General features: G+C 60.3%; 23 protein-coding genes and 1 tRNA gene. 8 read left to right on the top strand and 16 right to left on the bottom strand.

Going from position 1 to position 25,425, the window contains the following annotated elements; genetic code table 11:
* Positions 1-34: 34 nt before the first annotated feature.
* Positions 35-505, top strand: coding sequence for a GatB/YqeY domain-containing protein (locus tag AC53L6_RS22215; RefSeq protein WP_299209442.1), 471 nt, complete (start codon positions 35-37; stop codon positions 503-505).
* Between the two features lie 215 nt (positions 506-720).
* Here AC53L6_RS22215 and AC53L6_RS22210 read toward each other — a convergent pair whose 3' ends face one another.
* From AC53L6_RS22210 to ctaD, 5 genes are all read right to left on the bottom strand, one after another.
* Positions 721-1,203, bottom strand: a complete 483-nt coding sequence (locus AC53L6_RS22210) for a DUF2244 domain-containing protein (RefSeq protein ID WP_299209439.1) — start codon at positions 1,201-1,203, stop codon at positions 721-723.
* A gap of 110 nt (positions 1,204-1,313) precedes the next feature.
* The gene (locus AC53L6_RS22205; protein ID WP_299209436.1) at positions 1,314-1,919 is read right to left on the bottom strand and encodes a peptidoglycan-binding domain-containing protein; all 606 of its coding nucleotides are present in this window, start codon (positions 1,917-1,919) and stop codon (positions 1,314-1,316) included.
* Between the two features lie 297 nt (positions 1,920-2,216).
* Positions 2,217-2,432, bottom strand: a complete 216-nt coding sequence (locus AC53L6_RS22200) for a hypothetical protein (RefSeq protein ID WP_299603892.1) — start codon at positions 2,430-2,432, stop codon at positions 2,217-2,219.
* Positions 2,433-2,438: 6 nt separating this feature from the next.
* Complete coding sequence (locus AC53L6_RS22195; RefSeq protein ID WP_496909413.1) at positions 2,439-2,831, bottom strand: hypothetical protein; 393 nt, start codon at positions 2,829-2,831, stop codon at positions 2,439-2,441.
* A gap of 34 nt (positions 2,832-2,865) precedes the next feature.
* On the bottom strand, positions 2,866-4,539 hold the full coding sequence (gene ctaD, locus AC53L6_RS22190) for a cytochrome c oxidase subunit I (protein ID WP_299209430.1): 1,674 nt from the start codon (positions 4,537-4,539) through the stop codon (positions 2,866-2,868).
* 376 nt (positions 4,540-4,915) lie between these two features.
* On the opposite strand from ctaD, the gene AC53L6_RS22185 reads away from it, so the two are divergent.
* Positions 4,916-7,396, top strand: coding sequence for a Hint domain-containing protein (locus AC53L6_RS22185; RefSeq protein WP_496909412.1), 2,481 nt, complete (start codon positions 4,916-4,918; stop codon positions 7,394-7,396).
* A gap of 88 nt (positions 7,397-7,484) precedes the next feature.
* Here the strand turns inward: AC53L6_RS22185 and lipB are convergent, their stop codons facing one another.
* A complete protein-coding gene (lipB, locus tag AC53L6_RS22180) occupies positions 7,485-8,141 on the bottom strand; it encodes a lipoyl(octanoyl) transferase LipB (RefSeq protein ID WP_496909411.1) in 657 nt (218 codons plus the stop codon).
* Positions 8,142-8,145: 4 nt separating this feature from the next.
* A complete protein-coding gene (locus tag AC53L6_RS22175; RefSeq protein ID WP_496909410.1) occupies positions 8,146-8,805 on the bottom strand; it encodes a DsbA family oxidoreductase in 660 nt (219 codons plus the stop codon).
* Positions 8,806-8,960: 155 nt separating this feature from the next.
* On the opposite strand from AC53L6_RS22175, the gene AC53L6_RS22170 reads away from it, so the two are divergent.
* Both AC53L6_RS22170 and AC53L6_RS22165 read left to right on the top strand, forming a co-directional pair.
* Positions 8,961-10,322: a peptidoglycan-binding domain-containing protein gene (locus tag AC53L6_RS22170; RefSeq protein ID WP_299703639.1), complete on the top strand. Its 1,362-nt coding sequence runs from the start codon at positions 8,961-8,963 to the stop codon at positions 10,320-10,322.
* Between the two features lie 119 nt (positions 10,323-10,441).
* Positions 10,442-10,528, top strand: a tRNA-Leu gene (locus AC53L6_RS22165).
* Positions 10,529-10,705: 177 nt separating this feature from the next.
* Here the strand turns inward: AC53L6_RS22165 and AC53L6_RS22160 are convergent.
* The 7 genes from AC53L6_RS22160 to AC53L6_RS22130 form a co-directional block, all read right to left on the bottom strand.
* Positions 10,706-12,463: an ABC transporter ATP-binding protein gene (locus tag AC53L6_RS22160; RefSeq protein ID WP_496909409.1), complete on the bottom strand. Its 1,758-nt coding sequence runs from the start codon at positions 12,461-12,463 to the stop codon at positions 10,706-10,708.
* A 350-nt stretch (positions 12,464-12,813) separates the two neighbouring features.
* Positions 12,814-13,149 (bottom strand): hypothetical protein, encoded by a 336-nt coding sequence (locus tag AC53L6_RS22155; RefSeq protein WP_299209412.1) that lies wholly within the window; start codon positions 13,147-13,149, stop codon positions 12,814-12,816.
* A gap of 1 nt (position 13,150) precedes the next feature.
* Positions 13,151-14,839, bottom strand: a complete 1,689-nt coding sequence (locus AC53L6_RS22150; protein ID WP_496909408.1) for a thiamine pyrophosphate-binding protein — start codon at positions 14,837-14,839, stop codon at positions 13,151-13,153.
* Entirely contained in the window at positions 14,836-15,627 is a 792-nt protein-coding gene (locus AC53L6_RS22145) for an alpha/beta fold hydrolase (RefSeq protein WP_496909407.1), read from the bottom strand. The genes AC53L6_RS22150 and AC53L6_RS22145 overlap by 4 nt, the downstream gene beginning before the upstream one ends.
* Complete coding sequence (locus AC53L6_RS22140; RefSeq protein WP_299209404.1) at positions 15,620-16,216, bottom strand: amino acid synthesis family protein; 597 nt, start codon at positions 16,214-16,216, stop codon at positions 15,620-15,622. Before AC53L6_RS22140 ends, AC53L6_RS22145 begins: the two co-directional genes overlap by 8 nt.
* A complete protein-coding gene (locus AC53L6_RS22135; protein ID WP_496909406.1) occupies positions 16,216-17,247 on the bottom strand; it encodes an LLM class flavin-dependent oxidoreductase in 1,032 nt (343 codons plus the stop codon). Before AC53L6_RS22135 ends, AC53L6_RS22140 begins: the two co-directional genes overlap by 1 nt.
* 4 nt (positions 17,248-17,251) lie before the next feature.
* Positions 17,252-18,721: an aldehyde dehydrogenase gene (locus AC53L6_RS22130; RefSeq protein ID WP_496909405.1), complete on the bottom strand. Its 1,470-nt coding sequence runs from the start codon at positions 18,719-18,721 to the stop codon at positions 17,252-17,254.
* Between the two features lie 94 nt (positions 18,722-18,815).
* Between AC53L6_RS22130 and AC53L6_RS22125 the strand changes: the two genes are divergently transcribed.
* Together AC53L6_RS22125 and AC53L6_RS22120 are read left to right on the top strand one after the other, a co-directional pair.
* Positions 18,816-19,661, top strand: coding sequence for a LysR family transcriptional regulator (locus AC53L6_RS22125; protein ID WP_496909404.1), 846 nt, complete (start codon positions 18,816-18,818; stop codon positions 19,659-19,661).
* A 218-nt stretch (positions 19,662-19,879) separates the two neighbouring features.
* Positions 19,880-21,421, top strand: a complete 1,542-nt coding sequence (locus tag AC53L6_RS22120; RefSeq protein ID WP_496909403.1) for an ankyrin repeat domain-containing protein — start codon at positions 19,880-19,882, stop codon at positions 21,419-21,421.
* Between the two features lie 63 nt (positions 21,422-21,484).
* On the opposite strand, the gene AC53L6_RS22115 is transcribed toward AC53L6_RS22120, so the two are convergent.
* Positions 21,485-21,937, bottom strand: a complete 453-nt coding sequence (locus AC53L6_RS22115; protein ID WP_496909402.1) for a GNAT family N-acetyltransferase — start codon at positions 21,935-21,937, stop codon at positions 21,485-21,487.
* A gap of 231 nt (positions 21,938-22,168) precedes the next feature.
* On the opposite strand from AC53L6_RS22115, the gene AC53L6_RS22110 reads away from it, so the two are divergent.
* Entirely contained in the window at positions 22,169-23,470 is a 1,302-nt protein-coding gene (locus AC53L6_RS22110; RefSeq protein ID WP_496909401.1) for a glycosyltransferase, read from the top strand.
* A 120-nt stretch (positions 23,471-23,590) separates the two neighbouring features.
* The gene (locus tag AC53L6_RS22105) at positions 23,591-24,499 is read left to right on the top strand and encodes a YihY/virulence factor BrkB family protein (RefSeq protein WP_496909400.1); all 909 of its coding nucleotides are present in this window, start codon (positions 23,591-23,593) and stop codon (positions 24,497-24,499) included.
* Here AC53L6_RS22105 and AC53L6_RS22100 read toward each other — a convergent pair.
* Complete coding sequence (locus AC53L6_RS22100) at positions 24,456-25,385, bottom strand: AEC family transporter (protein ID WP_496909399.1); 930 nt, start codon at positions 25,383-25,385, stop codon at positions 24,456-24,458. The two genes, AC53L6_RS22105 and AC53L6_RS22100, sit on opposite strands and share 44 nt — an antisense overlap.
* Positions 25,386-25,425 lie beyond the last annotated feature (40 nt).

Genomic DNA, 25,425 nt, shown 5'->3' with positions numbered 1-25,425 from the left:
ACCTTCAACACGTGCCCATGGGGATGGACATCAAATGGATTTGCGCACCAAGATTTCGGCCGCGCTCAAGCAGGCCATGAAAGACAAGGATGCAGACCGACTTTCGACGCTGCGGCTGATCAACGCCGCCATCAAGGACAAGGATATCGACGCCCGTGCCGCCGGTCAGGATGACGGGGTTGGCGAGGGTGAAGTCCTTGCGATCCTTGGCAAAATGGTCAAGCAGCGCAACGAGAGTGCGAAGACCTATGAAGAAGGTGGACGACTTGATTTGGCTGAACGCGAGCTGGCCGAGATCAAGGTCATCGAAGAGTTCCTGCCTCAAAAACTGGGCGCGGATGCGTCGGCCAAAGCGGTGGATGATGCCATTGCCGAGGTTGGTGCCGAGAGCATCCGGGACATGGGCAAGGTCATGGGTGTTCTGAAGTCGAAATACACCGGCCAGATGGATTTCGGCGCGGTGGGTCCGATGGTCAAGGAACGGCTCTGCGCGGCGGCCCACTAAGGGGATCGCACGATGCATTAAAGCGGGTTAATTTCCGCTTTTTCGGACCTTCGCTGGCTCACTTGTTCGCGAAGAATGCGCAGTTTCGTCCTGAAACTGCGGCTTATGCATCCACTCAAAGCGACTGGTTTCAGGTCTGTTTGGCGAAACTGCATGTTTTCGAGCCGAAACTGCACATTTGCCGGACCCCACCCCAAAGACGGTGTTAAGACATGTTAACGCCGCAGGGCGCGTGTCAGGTCGTCGTAGAGCGCGATGCGCTCTTCTTCACTCAGGAAAGCACCTATTTCGACTTCGCGCCCCTTGCCCTTGAGCGTGACATAGTGCGGCACCGGCCCTTCATCTTCGTACTTGGTCACTTTGGTCCAGTAGCGGTTGCAATCCCATTCCTGCACCTCGCCATTGGCATCGGTGCGGGTCAGATGGGTTTCGTCTGCATCCAGTGTCAGCACTTCGATGATCTGGCGCGCGCGACGGTTGCGGCGCAGGGCGAAATACATCGCCCAGACGGCCCCCATGGCGAAGGGGAGGAGACCCCACAACACGACAGAGCCCAATAAGGGCAGTGTCGGGATCAGAATGAGGGTGAAGGTTGCCAGCACGAACGCGGCCATACCCCTTTGTGGAAGGGAGTTGTGTGGCCAGAGGTGGAGTTCCTGCACCTGAGCTTCGGGTTCTGTTGTCCAGCGGTACGGCATATGGATGTTATACGCCGCGCACGAAACAAGTCGAAGGTCAGGTTGTCGCGGCTAGGGTGCCACCGCCCCCCTGGAGGAGTATTAGGGGCGGTGGCTTAGCGGCGGGGGTGTTACAGGTCGGTGTAGGAGGCCGACGGTTCCGGGCTCAGGCTGCGCTGTTGCGTGCCGCCCGAGGCAAGGTCCTCGCGGTAGAGCTTCAGCAGGCCACGGGTGCCGTCAGGCAGGCTTGCGATGTCCTGCAGCGTGCGGCTGCCGCCCGCCTCGGCACGCAGATAGGACGTTGTCAGCAGGTGCTGTTGGAACGTCGTGAGCGTGCCGGTGCCCTGATAGCCCATGTAGCGCTGGTAGTCTGCGATGGCGTCGCGGGTCTTGCCCCCGACCTGACCATCGATCGGACCGGCGTCAAAGCCGAAGTAGTTGAGCGAGGACTGGATCTCGCGCCCTTCGGGTGTGGCCGGGATCGAAGGCCGGTAGCTTTTCTTCTTCGGAGCCGAGTAGCTGCGCGGTTGGGCCGCGTAGGTGCGGGGCGCCACGGCGCGCGAACGGGCGGCCTGGCGCTGTTTGTTCTTGCGCACCTCATTGTTGATGATTGCGCCGCCGATACCGCCAAGGATGGCGCCGGCGATAAAGTCCTTTTTGTCGGCCGCGGCGCGGGTGGCAGGCACAAGGGCGAGCGAGGCTGCAACGGCAGCGGATAAAATTGTTTTCGACAGCATGAAATGCTCCTTTCGTCTGGTGTCCTGCGGGAAGCGGTCACGGTGTTCGGGCAACGCGGTCCGCGGGCAGCAGTAGTGATTTGCATATGGGACGGTGTGCAGACGTTGGAAGGCGGTTTGTGTGCCTTGCGCGCGCGTGGGCGGTGATCTGCGCGTTTTGACCGGGAGGTGGGCGGCGAATGGCCCAGTTTTGTTACGTGATATTGCATAACAACGCATGTGGGAGTGCGGTTTTTGCACGTGTTTCTTGGGGCTTTTCCCCAAACCCCGAAGTCTATCTGGCTAAAGTGAAGGGGGTCAGACCTTTCGGCACAAACGGAGCACCAGGGGCAGCACAAAGATCGCAATGACAAGGGCAATGTATCCCAGAACTGCATGTTCATGAAAACGAACGGCAGCGGAGTTTTGTTCGAAGAATGCGACACGTTTAGCGTCGGACATATCTGACAACGCGTGCGTGAGCGCAAAAGTGTTGGTGGGGCGCAGAAGGCTTACGGCAAGCCAGCCGATCACAATGTTTCAGTGCATCGCATAGGTGAATGGGCGCAAAGACAGGTTCTGCCAACGGTGCATCACCCAGTGCCACCCGCTGAGGCATAGAAAAATGAGAGCTGGAACCGTGAATTCGCTGGCGACCGAGAGGGGGCGGTTTGCCGCGGCAATTATGTCAGTGGTTGGGTCGGAGCCTTGGGCGAGCAGACTAAGCGTTTTAACCGCAATCCACATTGCAACGATAACGCTGCACAATCCCGCAAGTACAAGCGCATGTCTTGATGCTGAGAGCTGGCGTCGAAACATGACGATGCTCAGGGCAAACAGCACCAACACACAAGCGATTGAAAACGGGTCCAGTACGGTGGTGTGCAGTATAGCTTTTTGACGGTTCAATTTAAAAAGGGCTCCGGTCGCCACCGGAGCCCTTTGGATTTTCAGGTTAGCGCAATGCTTAGTGCGACGGCGCTTTGTCCCAGTCTTCCTGCTTGGGCAGGGTTTCGAACGTGTGCTCTGGCGGTGGGCTGGGCAGTGTCCATTCCAGCGTGTCCGCATATTCGTTCCACGGGTTGTTTTCGGTCACGACGGCGCCACGGCGCAGGGCGTAGGCCATCACCCCGAAGAAGAACAGGAACGAGGCGAAGCTGATGAAGGCACCAATGCTCGACCACCAGTTCCAGTAGGCGAACGCCTCGGGGTAGTCGATGTAGCGGCGTGGCATGCCCTGACGGCCCAGGAAGTGCTGCGGGAAGAATGTCAGGTTTGCACCAACGAAGAACGCCCAGAAGTGCAGCTTGCCCGCCCATTCAGGATACATGCGGCCCGTCATCTTGGGGAAGTAGAAGTAGATCCCCGCGAAGATGGCGAAGACAGCACCAAGGCTCATCACATAGTGGAAGTGCGCCACAACGTAGTAGGTGTCGTGGTAGTAGCGGTCCACAGCGGCCTGGCTGAGAACGATGCCTGTCACGCCGCCCACGGTGAAGAGGAACAGGAAGCCGAAGGCCCAGAGCATGGGGGTTTTTAGCTCAACCGAGCCACCCCACATCGTTGCGATCCAGCTGAAGATCTTCACGCCCGTTGGGACGGCGATCACCATGGTCGCCAGCATGAAATAGGCCTGCTGGTTGAGGCTCATCCCCACGGTGTACATGTGGTGCGCCCAGACCACGAAACCCAATGCGCCGATGGCAATCAGGGCCCAGACCATCGGCAGGTAGCCGAAGATCGGCTTGCGCGCGAAGGTCGCGATCACGTGGCTGATGATGCCAAAGCCCGGCAGGATCACGATGTAAACCTCGGGGTGGCCGAAGAACCACAGGATGTGCTGGTAGAGCACTGGGTCACCGCCGCCTGCGGGATCGAAGAAGGTGAAGCCGAAGTTGCGGTCCATCAGCAGCATGGTGATTGCGCCCGCCAGAACTGGCAGGGACAGCAGGATCAGCCACGATGTGACAAAGATCGACCACGAGAACAGTGGCACCTTGAAGAGCGTCATACCCGGCGCGCGCATGTTCAGGAAGGTGGTGATCATGTTGATCGCACCCAGGATCGACGACGCGCCCGAGACGTGGACCGCGAAGATTGCGAGGTCCATGGACATGCCCGCTTCGTTGGTGGACAGCGGCGGGTACAGAACCCAGCCCACGCCAGAGCCAAGCTGCCCGTTGCCACCTGGTGCCAGGACCGAGCACACCGCCAGCGTGGTGCCAACGACATATAGCCAGAAGGACAGGTTGTTCAGCCGCGGGAACGCCATGTCCGGCGCACCGATCTGCAAGGGCATGAAATAGTTGCCAAAACCGCCGAAGAGGGCCGGGATCACCACGAAGAACATCATCAGGATGCCGTGCCCGGTGATCAGAACATTCCAAAGGTGCCCGTTGGGGGTACATTCGCCCGCGGCTGCGGCAGTCAGGCGAGCGCCTTCCATACACATGTACTGAACGCCCGGATCCATCAGTTCGAGGCGCATGTAAACAGTGAATGCGACCGAGATGAAGCCGGCGAGGGCCGAGGTGACCAGGTACAGAATACCGATGTCTTTGTGGTTGGTGGACATGAACCAACGGGTGAAAAAGCCCCGTTCGTCTTCGTGCTCGTGCCCGTGAATGGCTGCGTCTGCCATGCGGTGCCTCCTGGCTGTTGGTTACTTCGCGCGCAGGGTTCCCTCTCCGCGCGCGGATTCTTGAGTGGTTCTAGAGTTTTGGCCCGCCCGCATCAATGGAAGATACGCGCAAGGGCCGGGATGAATTGTCGCGTGTGAAACATCCTGCACCCTTTGATCTGACTTCTTGATCCGAACCCAGGGCTGGGGTTTGCACGTTTATGATGCAGAAACAGATCGGCAGTTTACCGCTGCATCGTTTCCAGTTTGCTCGTACTGCCCTTGAAATGCCATAATAAAGGGCCATTCAAGGCATTGTTCATCCTTCGTAACGCCCGAATCCGCAGCCAAACCGACCGCAAAGACGCATCAATGCGTCGAGCAGTGAGTGCAAAACATGGCGACCAACGACAATACCAATCCGGGCACCGAAGGCGATCAGGTCATTTCGGGCACTACCGGAACCGACACGCTGACCGGTGGGTTGGGCTCTGACACCATCACGGGCGGTTCGGGCAACGATGTCCTGAGCGGGGACGGCCCGGTCGAAGGTGCTTGGCATTTCGAGACATTCGATTTCGACTTTTCGTCGTCGGCGGGGCAGGCCTTTGACATCGAAAGCGGTGTGCGGACCGGATCGGGCTATGTCACCGATTTCAACGAAAGCGGGCTGACCAACACGGTGCGCGGCACCACCGGCAACCCAGAAGATTTCGGTGTCATCTATACCAGCACGCTCAACGTTGCGAGCGGCGGCACCTACCGTCTGACCACGTCGTCAGATGATGGATCGACCATCCAAATCTTTGATTCCAATGGCAATCCGCTTCAGTTCAGCAACCAGACCGGTGGCACACTGGACTATCTGAACAATGACTTTCACCAAGGGACGACCACGCGCTTTGGCGATGTCACGCTGGACCCGAACGAAACCTACACGATCCAAATCCGGTATTGGGAAAACCGGGGGGGTGACGCGCTGTCGGCCACGATCAGTGGGCCGGATACGGGCAATGTCAGCGAAAACCTTTTGACCTCATCCATGATCGGCACGCCGCCGGGTCCGGAATACTCGGTGACCGGCACGCCTGCCGGTGTCGAAGGCGACGATGTGATTGACGGCGGTGCTGGTGACGACACGATCACCGGCGACGGCGGCAATGATACCCTGTCCGGCGGCACCGACAATGACAGTGTCGATGGCGGCAGTGGGGATGACGTTGTGCAAGGCAACGGCGGTGCCGACACGCTGACGGGCGGATCGGGTGACGATTCGATGACGGGCGGTGGCGGCAGCGATAGCCTGAGTGGCGGAACCGGTGATGACACGCTTGAGGGTGGCGGTGGCGCAGACACCCTGGAGGGTGATCAGGGGTCAGACAGTATTGTGGGCGGTGCGGGAGCCGACATTCTGGTCGGCGATAATGGGTCCGACACCACAACACTCTACGAAGAGGACTTTGAAAGCGGCGCCAGCGGCTGGACCAACAACACGACCGAGACGGACCCGGACCTTGGCACATCGCTGGGGCGCTTTGGATCACCGGATGGCACCATCGCCACCGAGCGCAGCTTTGATCTGGGTGCAGATGCCGAGCAGGTGCAGGTCGAGTTTGACGCGCTATTGCTGGACAGCTGGGATGGCGAAGATTTCATCATCACCCTGAACGGGGAAGAGGTGCGCTTCAGCCACCTTGCGGGTGACACGTCCTCTCCGGCCAGCCAGACGTTCGTTGGGGCGGACGGGGCGACCTACACGCTGGACTTCACCAACACCGCAACGGGTGAGTTGGGCTATACTACCGGCGGATCGGTGTCGAACTCGCAAGACACGATCATGAATGTTGTGATCACGATCGACAATCCGCCGGAAACGCTGGACCTGGGACTGGGCAGCACGCTCAATTCCGGTATCACCAATGAAAGCTTTGCCATCGACAATTTCAGCGTTGTGCGGGTGGATACCGCCGATGACACGCTGGCCGGTGGAACAGGCGACGATACGCTGACCGGCGGGGCGGGTGATGACATCTATGTCTTCAACCCGGGCGACGATGACGATGTCATCACGGATTTCAACGCGGGCAACACGGGCTCCATCACGGATGGCGACCAGACCAACAACGACTTCATCGACCTGAGTTCATACTACACGAACATCTTCGAGCTGCGCGCGGATCTGGCAGATGACGGTGTCCTGAACCAGTCGGTAGGCGATTTCGGCGACAATACCGGTCTGGGCGGGTCGATCACCATGACCGGTGTCACGGGCGGCGATCTGACCTTTGACAACACCAACGTGGCCTGTTTCACCAAAGGCGCGCTGATCGACACGGTCGATGGGCCGGTCGAGGTGCAAAACCTGCGCAAAGGCATGCGCCTGCGCACATGGGACAATGGCGACCGGCCAGTCAGGGCTGTCCTGCGCCGTCAGGTTGATGGATCGGGCACGCTTGCGCCTGTCCATATCTCGGCCGAGGCACTGGGCAACGCGAGAGACCTGATCGTATCGCCCGCGCACCGCATGTTGATCTCGGACTGGCGGGCGCAGATGCTGTTTGGCGCTGACGAAGTGCTGGTGAGTGCTGCAAACCTTGTGCGGGGCGACCTGATCTACCGCGCACCGATGCGGACGGTGACCTACTACCATATCCTGATGGACCGACATGAAGTGATCTTTGCCGAAGGTGCGCCAACGGAAAGCTTCCATCTCACTCGTGAAGCCGCTGAGGCTGCAGAATATGGTGACGGCGAAGAGTGGGCGGTGGCCGCCGAAATCGCCCGGCTGTTCCCGGAATTGCTGATGTGCGCCAGCCGCTGCGTGCGCCCGGTCATGAAAGGCTACGAGGCACGGGCGCTGGCCGGGATGGTCGGCTAAGCCTTTCTTCTGGCCGGAAATACCTCGGGGGAGCCGCAGGCGGGGGCAGAGCCCCCCGAAACATGGTGTCGCGCAAGCGGCCTTGGGATCACGCTTGTTCGGAGAACACGCTGTCAAAGCTTTGGCGCAAGGCCACATCCACGTCTTCCATCGTCACGGGCAGGCCAAGGTCCACCAATGACGTCACCCCGTGCTCGGCTATGCCGCAGGGCACAATCCCATCGAAATGGGACAGGTCGGGTTCGACATTGATACTCAGGCCGTGGAAGCTGACCCATTTGCGCAGCCGGATGCCAATCGCGGCGATCTTATCTTCGGCCAGCCCGCCATCGGGGCGGAGCGGTTTTTCGGGGCGTGTGACCCAGACCCCGACGCGGCCCTCGCGGATCTCGCCCTTGACGTTGAACCTGTCCAGCGTGGCGATCACCCACGCCTCGAGGTCCTGCACAAAGGCGCGCACATCATGCCCGCGCTTGCCCACGTTCAGCAGGGTATAAGCCACCCGCTGCCCGGGGCCATGATAAGTGTACTGGCCGCCACGTCGCGTTTCAAAAACGGGAAAGCGATCAGGGTCGGTCAGATCGTCTGGCTTGGCTGACGTGCCTGCGGTATAAAGTGCCGGGTGTTCGACCAGCCAGATGCATTCCTCGGCCTCACCCGCCGCAATCGCGGTCGCGCGCGCTTCCATCCAGGCCTCGGCCTCTCGGTAATCGGTCAGCCCCGGGGTCGTGATCCATTCGACCATTGCGTCAGCTCGCCTCGTCCTCGGCCGCCTTGCGGAGGATCTGGGCATAGTTCTCCGCCCCTTGCGCACCTGTGACCAGGTATTTGCCTCCAAAGACCATGGACGGGACCCCGGAAATACCGTTCGAAGTCCAGAAGGCCTGTTTCTCGCGGACGCTATCCTTGACTTTGCCCGACTGTAGGACCTCTTCTGCCTCTGACCGGTCCAGACCGACGCCTTCGGCGACATCCAGGAGAACGGTGCGGTCAGAGACATCGCGTTGGTCGGTGAAGTGGGCCTTGAACAGCGCCAGCTTCAGCGGGTGTTGCAACCCTTGGGCCAGGGCAAAATCCAGAAGCTGATGGGCGTCGAAGCTGTTGACGATGCGGCTGTCGGGCGAGAACGCGAAGTCGATGCCCAGATCGCGACCCAAGGCTTGCATATGTGCCCGGTTTTGCGCGGATTGTTCGGGGGAAGAGCCGTATTTCTCGGCGATATGTTTGGCCAGGTTCTGACCTTCGGGTGGCATGTCCGGGTTCAACTCGAACGGGTGCCACCGCACCCGCGCGCCCATGCCTGTTGTGCCCAGAGCCTGTTCCAATTGACGGAATCCCACGATGCACCAAGGGCACATCACGTCTGAAACGATGTCGATATCTATGACGGGTGAGTCTGTGTCGGGCATGATTTGCGCTCCTGTGGCGCTGTTGGTTCGGCCTACATCACCCTCATGAGCCCAAGTTTCAAGCTTTTGGGCCTCTGAACGGGCAGGTATGGAATTTGTGACTCCCCAAATCGCGCGGAATTGATAGCATATGCGCATATTCTGGAGGGTTATTCATGTTTACAAAATCCATTGCTGTTTCTTTCGTTGCACTGTCCATGGCCATTGTTCCCGCGACGCGTGTGACGGCGGATGCCGGCGACTTCGTGGCCGGTGCCATTATTGGCGGCATCGTCGGTCACGCGGCCACCAAGCAGAACCAGCGCCGAAAGGCGACACAGCGCACCTATACCAAGAAGACCTACAAGCCGCGCCTGCCATCCACGCAGGAAGGGCGCGAGATACAAGCATCGCTGAATTATTTCGGCTTCAACGCGGGCACGGTCGACGGGCAATTGGGTCGCCGGTCCAGAAATGCGGTGTCGGCCTACCAAGCCTATCTTGGCTATCCCGCAACCGGCCAACTGACCCCGTTTGAACAGAACCTGCTGATCACGTCCTACAACCGTGCGCAGGCGGGTGGCTATGCCGTCACGCAGCAGATCGCGACGACACCGGATGGCACGCGCGGCCTTCTCAAGACCTACCGCGCCGAGTTGGCGGGCCAACAGCCTGCCGTACCATTGGCGCCGAACACGACCATTGTCGTTGCTCCGCAGCCGGTCACGCCGACCGTCGGCACGACTACGACAACCACGGTTGTCGCAGCAGCACCCGAAGCAGCGGCACCCGCGGCACCCACCGAAGCGGCCGCACCCGCCTTGCCCAACTTCCTTGGTGGCGGTGCAACCGCATCGCTTGCATCGCATTGCAACACCGTGTCGCTGCTGACCAACACCAATGGTGGTTTCACCACGGCGGCGGCAATGACCGACCCGGATGTCGCGCTGAACGAACAGTTCTGCCTGGCGCGGACCTATGCCATCGCCACGAGCGAGGACATGATTGCCAAGGTGCAGGGCTTTACACCTGCTCAGGTTGCCTCGCAGTGCGAGCAGTTCGGTCCGGCGATGCAGCCCTATGTGGCGTCCCTCGCGCTCAAGTCGCAGCCTGAAGTGGTTCAGGATGTTGCGGGCTTCATCCTGACAACAGGCATGTCCCCCGCGCAGTTGCAGGGCACCGCCAAGATTTGCATGGGTGTCGGATACCGGACGGACAACATGGATGTCGCGCTGGGCTCGGCCCTGATGCTGTTTGCCATGGGCGACCAGGTTTACGGTGAGATGATGGGCCACCATCTGGCGCAGGGCTTTGGCACCAGCAAACGGATTGATAGCGCCCGTGTCTGGTATGCCGAAGGACTGAAGGCCGTGGATTCCGGCGCACCGGCCGTGTTCGCACCCGGTCAGCCCGAGCGTGTCGAGTTGCTGCGTCAGGCATCGCTGCGTCTGGGCACGTCAAACTCCGGTCTGGTGGCACCTGCCCAACCCACGGTGCAGCCTGCTGCGTTGCCGACCTTTGGTCTGGCGAGCGACTGATAGACACCTCGTTTGAGGACAGACACCGGGGCCGATCCACGGCCCCGGTTTTTCTTTGAGTTTTCGGTCTTGGCAAGGGGCGCGTTCATCGCTAAACCCCGCTCACCAAGTCAAGGCGTGCGGCCGTGGCGGAATTGGTAGACGCGCAGCGTTGAGGTCGCTGTGAGGTAACACTCGTGCGAGTTCGAGTCTCGCCGGCCGCACCATTTCCCACATCTTGTTTCGAGACCATGGACGTCACGGCAGATGCCTGCGCGTTGCGAAGGCCGCTGTTCATTCGTGGGCTATTGAGCCTTGAACGTGAGTGGCAGCGTTTTCCGCGCAAATCAGACATATGGCGGGGCATATCTCCAACAAAAGGAGATGCGCCCCGCTTGTTTTCATCAAGCTGCAAGCATCTGGCGCTGGCGGAGCGCCCGGTACAGGCCATCTTCGCGTTCCATCAGTTCGGCGGGTGTGCCGTCCTCCACGATTCTGCCGCGGTCGAAGACGAGGATGCGGTCCATCCTTTCGACCGTCGCAAGCCTGTGGGCGATGACCAGTGTCGTGCGCCCTTCCATCAACCGCTCGGCGGCCTCGGCAACCTTTGCCTCGGCTTCCGAGTCGAGCGAAGACGTTGCCTCGTCCATCACGAGGACAGGCGCATCGGACAGGAAGGCGCGCGCGATGGCCACGCGCTGACGCTCACCCCCCGACAGCTTAACCCCGCGCTCGCCCACTGCGGTCCCGTATCCTTTGGGCAGACGGGCGATAAAGTCACCCGCGCCTGCACGCTCTGCCGCTTCGCGGACCTCATCCAAAGTGGCCCCGGGACGGGCATAGGCGATGTTTTCAGCCAGCGACCGGTGAAACAGCACGGGCTCCTGTGGAACAAGCGCGATGTGGCGGCGCAGTTCGGACAGCGAAACCTGCGCAATGTCCGTGCTGCCCAACGTGATCGACCCATTGGTCAATTCGTGAATCCGTTGGATCAATTTGACAAAGGTCGTCTTGCCCGAGCCCGAACGCCCAACCAGCCCCACCTTTTGACCAGCGGGTATGTGCACATTGAGGTTGCTAAAGAGCGGCGATTGCGCCCCGGCATAGCCGTAATCCACGTGATTGAAGGCAAGCGTTGCCGCGCGTGCGGGCAATACTGTGGCGGGCAGGCGGGCCACGTCACGCTCGGCGACGGCGGACATCAGATCGACCAGTTCCTCGGCATCGTTCACCGACTTCTGGAGCTGACGCACATGATTGCCGATCTGCCGCAGGTAGCCATCGAGCATGCCAAGGGCCGACACGACATAGGCAATCTCTCCGGCACCGGCGAGGCCCCTGACGAATGCAAGCAATGCGCCACCAAGTACCGCGGCACGCAAGGTCCAAAGCGACAGGTCCTGCGTCAACCCGGACCAGGTGCCACGCCGCCATGTCCGGCGTGTCCTGTGCGCCCATTTCGACAGGACACGGCCCAGCCGGTCGTCTTCGCGCACTTCACCCGCATGGGCACGGACAACGGCGTTCGATGTGATCGCATCGGCCAGGGCACCCGAAACCCGGCTGTCCTGCGCGTTTGACAGCCGCGCCGCCGGAGCAACCCAGAACAGCGTGAGCAGCAGGGACAGCGTGAGGAACAGTGCCGCCCCCAGGGCCGCGACAAGGCCGACCTGCCATTGGAAGGCCGTCAATGTGCCGATCGTGCCCAGCAGGACCAGCGTGGACGGCAGCAGCGCCAGCAGCAATACGTCGGCCATGTCATCCAGAGCCCAGGTGCCGCGCGTGATCTGGCGCACGGTCGAACCGGCAAAGGCGTTGGCGTGCCAGTCTGCAGGCAGTCGCTGGACATGCGCGAAGGCTTCGGCCTCGGCCACACGCATTGTTGGAATGGTCAGCGCAATGATTGAGAAATAGCTGAGAATTTTGGCAGCAATCGACACCACGCCCAGGCCAAGAAGCAATCCGAACGCACCCCAGGGGGAGGCTGTTTCAGAGACGGCGGCGACAAGGCGTCCGGTGACAACCGGGATTGCCACGTCAGCTGCGGTTGAGGTCAGGACAAGCAGGAGAATGGCCGCAAGAAGGCCACGCCTGCGCAACCAAAGACGCAGGGCAAAGGTGAGCACGCGCGCAAAGGCGCCACTGGCAGTAATGCGGGACATGGAACGTTCGCGGACAGTAAAGCCGCGCCTATTATTCAAATGGAAGGATGTCCGAAGGGTGGACGTTTGCAACTGACGTGAAAGGCTGCGTTAGCCTTGTGCTGTCAGGACGGGGAAGCTCCGACACGGAAGCGTCCCGGGAGGAAATACATGCTGATAATCATAGTTGCCCTCCTTGCTAAACGACACCTTGAGGTTGAAGTAGTAGTATCGGAATGTCCGAGTCAAGCGCCGCATCCAGCGGTAGGCAATTCTGCGCCGAGAGCTGTGTCCGTAGACCTTTTGCGGATCCAAAAGACGTTCGGATGTGAACGGCTTAATGTGGTGGGTGAGGCCGGTGTCTTGCTGCGCTAGTCGAAATACTGCTCTCGATCCATCAGGTAGTGCCAAAGCTCGATCTTGTCATAGAACCGGTCGTACAACTCTGGCAGTCGCGCCTTGGCGGCGTGACGGGCGGGGCTGGTAATCCCCTTTTCCATGGCCGCGCGGTCCGCATAGGTGATCGCTAGGATCAGGGGGATGTTTGGCCCGTCGGCGTCCTGATCCATCCCGTAGAGCACGCGCACTTCCTCGGCACAGGCAAATTTGCGCCAGAGCGGGGTGAGATGTTCGGTGACCCACGCCCGCATTTCGGCCTCTTTGCCGTCTTTGACCTTGCCGCCGAAAATCGCATAGCGCGTGATCATCTTAGCCACCTCTGTGTTTGAAGCTGTCGCGCCGGAAGGAGTAGAGCGCGTTGGGGTCAACGGCCACATCCACGACCGCAGGCGATCCGCAGGCCAATGCCGCCTCGATTGCCGGGGCGACATCGGCGAGCGCGTCGGCGCGGTATCCTTTGGCCCCGTAAAGTGCCGCCAGTTCATCAAAGCGGGGACTGGAGACATCAGCCCCGATGTAGCGCCCGTTGAAGAAATCGCGTTGGTAGGCTTTTTCAGCCCCCCAGCATTGGTTGTTCATCACGACCGTGACCGTGTTGATGTTGTGGTCGACCGCAGTGGACAGTTCGCTGACTGTCATGCCGAACCCGCCGTCGCCCATGAGGCTGACGACCGGCCGGTCAGGTTGGGCGCATTTCACCCCCATACCGCAGGCCATGGAAAAGCCGACCAGCCCGAAATCGAGCGGTGTAAACAGGCTGCCGGGGGTCCAGTAGTTCAGCGCATCGGTGGCTTGCAGACATAATGTGCCTGCGTCCATCGTGATGGCCGCGTCCCGGGGCAGGACCCCGCGCAAGGCCTTGAACAAGCCGGACGGCTGGGTCGGGTTGGTTTCGATGGCGTCCGTGTCGCGCTGGGCCAGAAAGGCTGCGCGCTCTGACTGGAATGCCTTCGTCCAGGCGTCGGCCTTGGCGCGGTTTTGCAATCTTTTGAGCGCATCTGTGAGTTGCCGGGCGGCGGTGGGCGCATCGGCCCAGATGCCAAGATCGACAGGAAAGAAGCGCCCGATGGCGGTCGGCTCAAGTTCGATCTGGATGATCGCCGCATCGCGGTTGATATTGTCGTAAGTGTAGAACGTCGCATTGAACCCCAGCCGTGTGCCCAGTGCGAGGATCACATCCGCTTCTTTCACAAGGCGCGAGGCGACGGCATTGCCGCGTGGCCCCATTTGGCCGGCATTCAGGGGATGCCCGAACGGGATCGCGTCACCGTGTCCGGGCGAGGTCACCACGGGGCAGTTCAGGGTTTCCGCCAGCGCAATCGCCGCCTCGTGCCCGTGCGTGTTCTTGATGCCGCCACCGGCGATGATGACCGGTTGTGTCGCCCCGGCGAGCATCTTGGCCGCGCGCGCAATGCTCTCTGGGTGGCCTGCGGGGACAGACATGTTTCTGTATCCCTTGGGCTCTTGAAACGGTGGGACCTCTGCCTGTGCTGACAACACGTCGCGGGGCAGGTTGAGCTGCACCGGACCCTGTCGCGGTGACAGGGCCGTCCGAAAGGCTTCGCGGAACAGTTCGGGCACGCGATCGGCAGAGGGGACCGTCCAGGTTTTCTTGGTCACCGGTGTGAAAAGCGATTGCTGATCCACCTCCTGAAACGCATCGCGGTAGATATGGCCCTGCGCCAGCATTCCCGCGATGGAGACAACGGGCGAGAAGGCCGCCTTGGCCTGGCTAAGACCCGTCACCAGATTTGTTGCGCCCGGACCGTTTTGCCCGGCCAGCACAACCCCGGCTTTTCCTGATGCGCGGGCAAACCCGTCGGCCATATGCGTGCCGGTGCGTTCGTCGTGCACCCCGATGAAGGCGATGTCCTTGGCGTCGTAGAGCGCATCAAACATCTCCATCGTGGCCGATCCGATGAGGCCAAAGACGTGACTGGTTTCTTCGGCTTGCAGGGCTTCGATTGCAGCCTGTCCGCCGCTCATTCGGGTGGTCATGTGGCGTGTTTTCCCAGGAATTGCAGAAGTGGTTTTGTGAAGGCGTCGGGGTCTTCCATCAGGCCCAGATGTTGCAGGTGCGGGATGATGATCGTCTGAGCACCGGGAATTTCTGCGGCGATGTCACGGGACATGGCGGGGGTTGAGCCGCTGTCATTTTCGGACGTCATCACAAGGGTAGGCACGGCAATCTCATTTGGGCGTCCGGTCAGCTCTCGGACCCCATGGGCCAGAACCCAGGCGGTTTGTGCATAGCTTTCTGCATCGACGTGGCCGCGCCATGCGCGCACCTGCGCTGGGCCATCGCCTGTGGCAAGGTAAGCGGGGGTGAACCATCGTTTGAGCGCGGCGTCGAAGGTGGAAAAGGCGCCCTGATCGCGGACTGTGCGTGCGCGTGCTTCCACCTCGGCCTGTGCCTTGGGGCCACGGTTGTGGGGGGAGTTGAGTATGGCGAGCGACAGGCACTTGTCCGGATGATCGAGTGCGAAGCGGCGATTGATCATGCCGCCGATGGAGAAGCCGACGATATGGGCCTGATGGATGCCAAGGCTGTGCATCAATCCGGCGATCTGATCGGCGAACAAGGTCAATGTGGCGGGCGCAGGTGCCGGGGCGCTGTCGCCGTGGCCGTACAGGTCATAGCGGAGCACGCGCCAGTCCTTGAACGCGGCCAGATGTGGGTCCCACAAGGCACGTGACAGGCCCAGCCCGTGGATCAGCACCACGCAGGGCGCATCCGGCGGGCCCGTCAGGTCATAGGCTGTGCCGTCTGGCGCAACCTCAGACACCGGCCGGGTTATCCACGTCGTGTCCCATTTCCTTGAGATCCTCATAACGGTTGCCGATCCGGTGGTTCGGGTGCCCGCCGATCGATGCGCCCAAGGCCACGATGATCTCATCTTCGGCCGGGGCGTCTTGGACCGACAGGTGGATGGTTTGGTAATGTGATCGCATGCCGCCATCGTCCTTGTGCATCAGTGGTATCATCAATGATGTTCCGGCAGCGCCACGTGTGTTTGCAAAGACCAGGTAGGACTGCGCGTTCACGGCTTCGCGGTACTTGTTGCCGAACCAAAGCGTGTGCGTCAGTGCCTGGGCGTGCTCAATCTCACCGCCCATACCGACCACGGACGCCTTGCCGTAGCCTTCGAGCTTGTCGCCGGTCACATCGAGGATCATCTTGGTGAGCAGCGCGCCAATCTCCGGCCCGATCTCGCGGATCTCGGGGCGGAGGTTTTCGACATGGCCGCGCCCGAACCATGGGTTTTTGATGATGGCCATGGCCGCGACAAGGCGTGTGGGCGTTTCGACCTTTTTCCAGCCCTCGATATGGGTGTCCTGAATGTTGAGGATCGTTCGGCGAATTTCGGCAGGCATTAGGCAAACTCCGGCATGACTTTGGTGATGAACAGGTCCATGGAGCGTTTCTGTACCTCCATATCGAGCCCCATCGAGGCGTAGTAGATAAAGGCGTCGACGCCCAAGGCTTCGTAGGCTTTCAGCTTGGCGATGACCTGTTCGGGGGATCCGAACACCAGGTTCTCTTCCAGCATGTCCGGGTCCACCCTGACATTGCCTTCCAATTCATCCAACGGCACGATTTCGGGGAAGCCATTGATGACGTCCCCCTTTTTCATCATCAGATTGCCAAACCGGCCGAGGGCGCTGCGCACGGCGGTCAAAACGGAGGCCCTGTCGGCCTCTGTCTCATAAACCGCTGTGTGGCGCATCAGGGCGAAAGTGCGGTTCCAGCCACCCGCCTTGGCCACGGCTTCATCCAGTTGCTGTTTGTACTTCTCCGCTTCGGACATGGGCATCGTCAAAGGCCAACACATGACGTTGCAGTCATTGGCAACGGCATAGTCAAAGGTGATGGGCGACCGCGCGGCGACCCACATTGGGACCTCATCTTGTAGCGGTTTGGGGCAGGCGGTGGATTTCGGGAACTGCCATTTTTCGCCGTTGTGTTCGACATCGCCTTTCCACAGCTTGCGCACCAGTGGCATCATTTCCTGCATGAAATGATGGCTGTCCTTTTGATCGAGGCCCGGGTGCATCCGGTCAAACTCACGCTGGTAGGCGCCTGATCCCAGTCCCAGTTCCAGGCGTCCGTCGGACAACAGATCGACCATTGCCGCCTCTCCGGCCAGGTTGATCGGGTGCCAGTATGATGCGTTGGCGACCCCACAGCCGATACGGATGTTTTGGGTGTGGTTCGCCCACCATGTCATCAGTTGGAACGGGTTCGGCGCGATGGTCATTTCAAGCGCGTGATGTTCGGCCGCCCACACCACGTCGAACCCGGCGTGATCGGCTGTCTTTACCATCTCAAGCGTATGGTCGCGTACATCCGTCATCGCGGTGGTATCGTTCATGCGCTCCAGGTTGATGGCGAGTTGAAATTTCATGATTTCACCTTGGCTTGAAAGGATTTGCGATGGGTGCGTCCGACAGGTTCATCCAAACCGTTTTGGGGCGGGTGTAGTCATAGACGGCTTGCAAGCCCGCCTCGCGCCCATAGCCGCTGGATTTCAGGCCACCGAAAGCTGCAATCGGACTGATGGCGCGGTAGGTGTTGACCCAGATGATGCCCGCCTTGACGCGCTTGGACATGCGTAAGGATCGCGCAGCGTCACGGGTGAAAATGCCCGCGGCAAGGCCGTGTTTGGTGTCGTTGGCAAGCGCGACAACTTCGTCCTCGGTTCGGAAGTGTTGCACGGCGAGGACGGGGCCAAAAAGCTCTGTATCGACAATTGTCATGTCCTGACGCGGGCATTCGATAATGGTGGGCTGGTAATACAGCCCGTCCAGGTCCGCCCGCTTGCCACCGGCCAGCACTGTGCCGCCTTCTTCTGTTGCGAGGGCGACTTGCGCTTCGATGTGTTGCAATTGTCCCGGGGTGCAGAGGGGGCCCATTTCGGTCTCGTCTGCTTGCGGGTCACCAATGCGAATATTCTTGGCAATCGCGACCATCCTTTCCAGAAAGGCGTCTGCGATGTCCTCGTGCAGATAGAGCCGCGAGCCTGCGACGCAGCTTTGCCCGGTGGCGGCGAAAATCCCGGCAACAGAACCATTGACCGCGCTTTCGAGATCCGCGTCGTCAAAGACGATGAACGGGGACTTCCCGCCAAGTTCAAGCGAGACCTCGGCGAAGTTTTCAGCCGAGTTGCGCACGATGTGGCGGGCTGCGTCTGGGCCACCGGTGAAGGCGATCTTGGCAACCAGGGGATGCGTGGTGAGTGCGGTGCCACACACCGGGCCGCCGGTGACGATGTTGACGACGCCGTCGGGGATACCGGCCTGTGCCACCAGCTTGCCGAATTCCAGCAGGGGGGCTGGTGCGTGTTCAGACGCCTTGAGCACGATGGTGTTGCCTGCGGCGAGGGCCGGGCCGATCTTGACCGCGCTCAGGAACATCTGGCTGTTCCAGGGGACAACGGCGGCCACCACGCCAATCGGTTCACGGTCGGTGAAGACAAACATGTCCGGTTTGTCGATGGGCAGGGTTTCCCCTTGTATCTTGTCCGCAGCCCCTGCGTAGAAATGCAGGTATTCGGCGATATATGTCGCCTGCCACGCGGTTTCCTTGAACATCTTGCCTGTGTCCGTGGTTTCGATCCGGCCAATGGCTTCTGAATTCGCAGCCAGTAGATCAGCGAGCTTTGTCAGACACTTACCGCGCGCTGTTGGCGTCATCTGCCCCCATGGACCTGACATGGCATCCGCTGCTGCCCGTACCGCGCGATCCACGTCCTGCGGGGTGGCCTCTGGCACCGTGGCCCAGACATGGCCCGTTGCCGGGCAGAGGCTGTCAAACCGGGCGCCGTCCGATGCATCGACCCAGGCACCATTGATCAGCATCTGATACCGTTCTGCAGTCATCGGCATATCCTCCCTTGCGGCAGGCTAGCGCGAAGCTTAAAAGCAGGATATTGAATAATATTGCATGTTAAATTCGAGATAGTCGAACTTATCCATGAACCTTCAAGCGCTCCGTACATTCCTTGCAATTGTCGAAACAGGCAGCCTTGTGCGGGCCTCGGAGAGGCTGAACGTCACGCAGTCCACCGTGACCGCCCGTTTGAAAACGCTGGAGGATGACCTTGGGCAGACCCTGCTTATCCGCAACAAGTCTGGCGCGACGCTGACGGCGGCAGGGCTCAGTCTGCATCGCTATGCCGACACCATCGTGAAGCTTTGGCAGCAGGTGCGGCAAGAGACGGCGCTGCCCGACGGGATGTCGGGTGTGTGCAACCTGGCCTGCGAATTCGATCTGTGGCTTGGGTTGGGGGATCGCCGCGCCCAGACCTTGATGGATCAGTTTCCGGATCTGGGCATTTCAGTCTGGCTGGGCAGCCAGTCGGATGTGATGAAATGGCTTGATGAGGGGAAGTCTGACCTTGCGTTTACCTACAGGTCGGCGTGCCCGTCGGCGCATGAGCAGATGACCCTGAAGCCTGACGAATTGGTGTTGGTGTCAACTGATCCGAATGGTCCTGTCCGGTTTGATCCCAAATACGTCCTTGTTGATGCCGGGGAGGCCTTTGGCCGGGAGCATGCAATCCACTATGCTGATGCGGACACTGCACGCATCAGCTTCGGCAACGCGTCGATTGCGCAAGAGCACATTTTGCGAAATGGCGGCAGTGCATATTTGCCGTGGAGATCGGTTGAGGGGCTGGTGGAGGAGGGGCGTCTTTTCCGATTGCCGGACGCTCCGGCGTTCAGCCGTGCCGTGTTTCTGACCTACAACAGACGATTGAAGGACAGTACAACATGGTTTGATCTGGCATTGGGAGCGTTGCTGGGCCTCTCATCTTAACCACCTGCACTGCCGTATCACGTGTCTGGAATGGCTGAGGGACCCCGAGAAAAACCTTGCCGGTGAAAAAGTGGCTGTCTACCATGAAAGGGCTTTTGGGAAAGCGTCCAGGTCCGCGGAAAGCTGTCATCGGCACCCCAGTACAGAGCCGACACATTCATCTCGGTATGTCTCATGCTCGTGCCCAGCGGACCGTCGAGCCAAAAGTGAGAACTCCGATGACAAAATCCCTTGAACAATTGCGCCGTGATGCCAAGGCGCTTCGCACAGCTCACGAGGCCGGTGAGATACGCGCCGGTCAGCGCATTGCAAACTATCCTCCGCGCCCCGAAGGTGTTGCCCTCAAACATGCGGACTACCTGCATGTGATTGCCCGCGAAAACGGCTTTCTGTCATGGCCCGCACTCAAATTTGCCGCCGATATGGTTGGGATGGAGACAGCGGCCAAGCGGCAGCGTCTGAAGGCGGCGCTTTACAATGGTCAGTTCAGCGTGGCGGACCAGTTGCTTGCGGATACGCCAACCCTTGCGGAAGGCGATTTTAGCCTTTGCCTGGGCCTGTATCGCAAGGCGGATGTGCTGGCGTTTTTGCAAGAAAGCCCGGACCTGGCGACGCAGTTGATTGGCAACATCGCGCCCCCTTTGACCGTTTTGGCGCGGTCGAAATGGATTCATCATGCGCCCGAACTGGCGGATGACATGCTGGACATCGCGCGCGCACTTCTTGCCAATGGCGCGGACATTGATCTTGGGTCGCCGATGTATGACGGCAATCCCCATAAGCTGTCGCCGCTCTATTTTGCGATTGGGCATGCAAATAACATGCCGCTTGGCCGCTGGTTGCTTGAAAATGGTGCCAACCCCAACGATGACGAGAGCCTGTATCATGCGACCGAGCTGGGCCATCACGAAGGTTTGCGGATGCTGCTTGAGCATGGGGCCGATCCGAAGGGGACCAATGCGCTGCTGCGCGCGATGGATTTTCACGACACGACGGCTGTTCAAATGCTGCTTGATCATGGTGCAAAGGTGGATGAGTTCAACGGCGCACATGTTGGCGGCGAAGCGCCCTGGGTCGTGCCAGCCCTGCACCAGGCCGCGCGACGGATGGCAGATCCGGACATGATCGACCTGATCGTGAGGAATGGTGCCGATCTGAACCGCCGCTTTGAGGGCGCGACACCGTATGCCTATGCCCGTGTGTTCGGGAATGAGCGATTGGCCCACTTGCTTGCCGACCGCGGTGCCGATACGAGGTTGAGCGCGATTGAGCGAGGTCTGGCGGCAGCTGCGGATGCAGCGCCAAATGCCGGCGTTCTGGACCCGGATGAGGTTCCGGTCGCCTACCGCAACATCATTCGCATGATCATCCATATCCCGGGCAAGCTGGATCATGTCAAAAGGCTGGTTTCGGTTGGTGTTGCCTATGACCTTCCTGACACGGAGGGGTTGACCCCGGTTCATGTCGCGGGATGGGAGGGATTGCCGGACGTGTTGGAGTACCTGCTGTCCTTGAAACCGGACCTGACCCATGTGAACGGCTATGGCGGCACGCTTCTGTCCACGATCCTGCATGGATCGGAAAACTGCCCGCAGCGGGAAGAACGTGATTACGTGACCTGCTTGCGCCTCGCGTTGAACGAGGGCGTGGCGTTGCCCCGCCGCGCCATCGAGTTGGCGGGGCCGGATGAGATCGTGGAGTTCCTGCTGGACTGGTCAGAGCAGCACCCTGAACAGGTGGTTGACGGTGGTGTCGGATAGTCCGGTTTGAAGGCTGTGCCGGGTCAGGTCAGGCCGCGTGTTCTGGGCGGCCTGACCACAGGTTCAGCGCTTCAGGCGCATTTTGGCGTTTTCAAATGGCATGCCCTCGTCATCCGTTGCGCGCCTTGAAAGCTCTTTGAACCCAAGGGCTTCGTAGAAGGTCAGTGCTTGAACGTTTTGAGTATACACCTCTAGCGACAGTTCCCCTTTCAGGTCCAAGGCATGCGCAATCAATTGGCGACCGACCCCTTGCCCCTGATGATGTGGGGCGACAAACAGCCCGCCGATGAACGTGTCGAGCAAGCTGATGAAGCCAACCGGCAGTTCGTCTTGCCCGGCCACCCAGGTTTCCGCATTGGGCAGGTATTGCGTTTCGATCAGGGTGCGCTGTGCGTGCAGATGCTCGCGGCCGACAAAGTCATGAGCGAGACTGGATGCGTCAAACCAGATGGTCGACAGCGTGCTGAGGTCCGTTGCCGCTTGGTAGGCACGGATGCGTGTGTCCATGTTTTTCATGATGGTTCCAGAGATATTTATGCATAGAAAGACAGCGCCAGATTGACGCTGCGGTTTACCGCGTCATGCGGTTCAACTGAGGCTTCTGTGCATAAATCTCCTTCTGCAGTGCGTTCTTGGGTATCGGGTCGTACCGACGACCACAAGAGCGGGCATGGGCACAGATATGTGCGTGATTGTCTTCGGCGTGCAAACCTTCAATTTGATCGAGCGGGTCTTAAGTATTTCGCTATGGCGGCCAGATCCAGGATACTCCTTTTCACTTACGGAACGCGCGGAGACGTTGAGCCCTTTCTCGCTCTTGCACATGGCCTGATGGCGCGCGGGTATACCGTGACCCTGTGCACAGCACGGCGCTTTGAAGACTGGATCAAGGAATTTGGCATTCCGTTTGCGCCTATTTCGGATGTCTCCCTTGACCAGATGGACACGAAAGACGGCAAGACCTTGCTGGAGGGAAGCTCTGGCAGGTTGGCGCGTATCGTGGCTGGGATGCGGTTGGCGCGCAAATCGGGTTCGATCAATGCGCTGCTATGCCGTGACGCGTGGGAGGCGGCAAAGGCCGCCAAACCGGACCTTGTTGTCTACCATCCCAAAGTCATGGCCGCGCCACACATCGCCGAAGCCCTTGGCGTTCCTGCGATCATGGGGTTGTTGCAGCCCATGATCGTTCCAACCAAGGCTTTCCCGCCGACCGGCCTGCCCAAGCTGCCGATACCGGGCTACACTAGGATTGCCTATTGGTTGATCACTGTTTCCTATGGTGCGTTCAGACGATCCATCAACCGTTTTCGAGTTGATCAGCTTGGCTTGAGACCGGTGCGAGGCGGCCGCGAGGTGCTGACGCCACCCGGCGCAAGGATCGTCCGTATCCTTCATGCAATCAGCCCAACGGTTTTGCCGCGACCGGAGGACTGGCCGCCGGAAGCCAGTGTGACCGGCTATTGGTTCCTTCCGCCAAGGGATGACTACGAGCCACCGGACCGTCTTGCGCGGTTTCTTGATGCCGGTCCGGCGCCCATATACATCGGCTTTGGCAGCATGATGTCAGAAGATCCCGCTTTGCTGTTGCGTATCATCAGCGGGGCTTTGGACGACACTGGTCTGCGCTGTGTTGTTGGGTCGGGCTGGGCAGGTCTGGAAGCGGCGGAGTCTGACGCGCTTATCACTATCCCGCCGGTGCCGCATGAATGGTTGTTCCCAAGGATGGCGGCTGTGGTCCATCACGGAGGGGCAGGGACCACGGCGCAAGGGTTTCGTGCGGGCGTGCCTTGCGTGATTTGCCCATTCTTCGGGGATCAGCCCGGTTGGGCGGAAAAAAGCGTCGCGCTGGGCGTTGGCGCGCCGCCTGTTCCGAGACGAAAACTGACCTCTGATGCGCTCGCGTCTTCGTTGCGTTTGGCCGTCGGTGATCCCACCTTGCGGGAGAATGCCCGTGCTCTGGGTCAAACGCTCAGGGGGGAGGATGGCGTTTCCGTTGCGGTTGCCGCGATTGAAGACGTTTTGCAATCCAGCGCAGCGGAGGCTGACTGAAACAGGCGAATTGGACAATCGGCATCGCCTGTCCGGTATGACTTGGATCGCCGCCATACCGCTGCGGGCCGCATCAGGAGTGTTGAGAAACGCGTGCGGGTTCCATACCTTCGGCCCGGTATGATGCATCCGGAAACAACAGACAGACCGCCCAAGGACGTCGCCCTGTGGTGGCGCGCCATAACCCATGTGGCACGGTTGAACGATGAAAAGCATCTGGGCCTGATCGCGGCGGGCGTTGCGTTCTATGCCATCCTTGCGGTGTTTCCGGGCATTGCGGCGACCATTGCCTTGTGGGGGATGATCGGCGATCCGGCCCTTGCGCTGGAGCAGATTGAAGAATTTCGGGCGCTGATTCCGTCGGATGTTTATGTCCTGCTCACGGCCCAATTGACCAAACTGGCAACGACGGATGGTCTGACCCTTGGGTGGGCGTCGCTGTTGTCCTTTGGGTTTGCCCTGTGGTCGGCGCGTGCAGGGGTTGCCGCGCTCATGCAGGGATTGAACGCTATTTACGATGCGCCGAACCGGTCGGGGCTGTCGCAGTATCTACGGGCTTTTCTGCTGACGCTGAGCCTGATCGGCGTTGTCCTTATCGCGATGGCATGCATCGTGGTGGTGCCGGTTGTCCTTGCGTTTCTGCCCTTGGGGCCTTGGGCCAACCTTGGGGTTGAGCTGTTGCGCTGGGGCGTGGGTATCGGGGTTCTTCTGGTGGGGTTTGCCGTGATCTATCGGCTGGGTCCGAACTTGGAGGGGAGGCGCCCGCGCCTGATTTCACCCGGTGTTGTCTTTGCCGTCATCTGTTGGATTGCCGCGTCGAGCGGATTTTCCATCTATTTGCAGAACTTTGGCCGGTACAATGAAATCTATGGTTCGATCGGGGCGGTGATCGTGATGCTGATGTGGTTGTTCATCAGCGCCTATCTGGTGCTGCTCGGGGGGGCTTTGAATGCAGAGCTGGCCCGGGCGCGTCGTGCCAAGCTGGCTATCCCAGAGCCACCAGCCACATCCACGCTGTCAGGATCGTGAGCGCCGTTGCCACCAGAACGGAGGTGGCGGCCACGCGCTTGGCCCGTCCGTACATATTGGCGAAGATATAGCCGTTGACCCCCGGGGCCATCGCGGCTGTGAGGACGGCAGCCTTGTAGGCGTCTGTCGGCACTGAAAGGGCGCTGCCCAGCGTGAAGGTGATGGCGGGATGGATGAGCAGTGAGATCGCGCAGACCATCGCGATCACCCGTGCGTCGCCCTCGGGCTTGTACTGGATCAGCACTCCGCCAAGGGCAAAGAGCGCGGTGGGCAGGGCTGCCCGGATCACGAGGTCTAGCCCGTCGCTGAGCACGCTGGGCAGGGTGATCCCGCTGAGGTTCACGATGAACCCTGCCATGATCGCCAGCACCAGCACATTGCGGAACATTGCACGGACCACGCCGCGTGCCATGATCAGCGGGCTTTGACCGCGGTTGCGCGCAATCTCCATCGCGGTGATGCCCAGCCCGTAGCAAAAGGGTGAGTGGAAGGCGATGATCGCGTAGGCTCCGGCGAGGGCATCCGCACCATAGGCCCGTTCGTTGATGGCCAGCCCCAAGAGGACCGAGTTGGAGAAAAGGCAGCAGAAGCCAATGGCGATGCTGTCCTCGATATCTCGTTTGAAGATAAAGTACGCCCCGGCTGTGCCGAGCGCAAAGCCTGTCGCTGCACCGGCGTAGAAACTGCCGAGCAGGCGGATGTCGAGGCTGGTGGACAGGTCGAGCGTGGCGATGGCCGAGAAGAGCAGGCAGGGGATGGCGAAGTTCTGGCTGAACTTCATCAGCGCGTCGACGCCTTGCGGGCTGAACACCCCGCGCCAGACCGCGACATAGCCGAACCCGATCACCAGGAAGACTGGCAGGATGACGTCGAGAAGCGCTTGCATGTTCGGGCCTTTGCGGCGGTGTCAGAGGGCGGGAGCCTCC

The organism is Tateyamaria sp. LSS28 (assembly GCF_059611725.1).
Note: the sequence above shows the minus strand (reverse complement) of the source record. Positions and strands in the feature narration are given on the sequence as shown.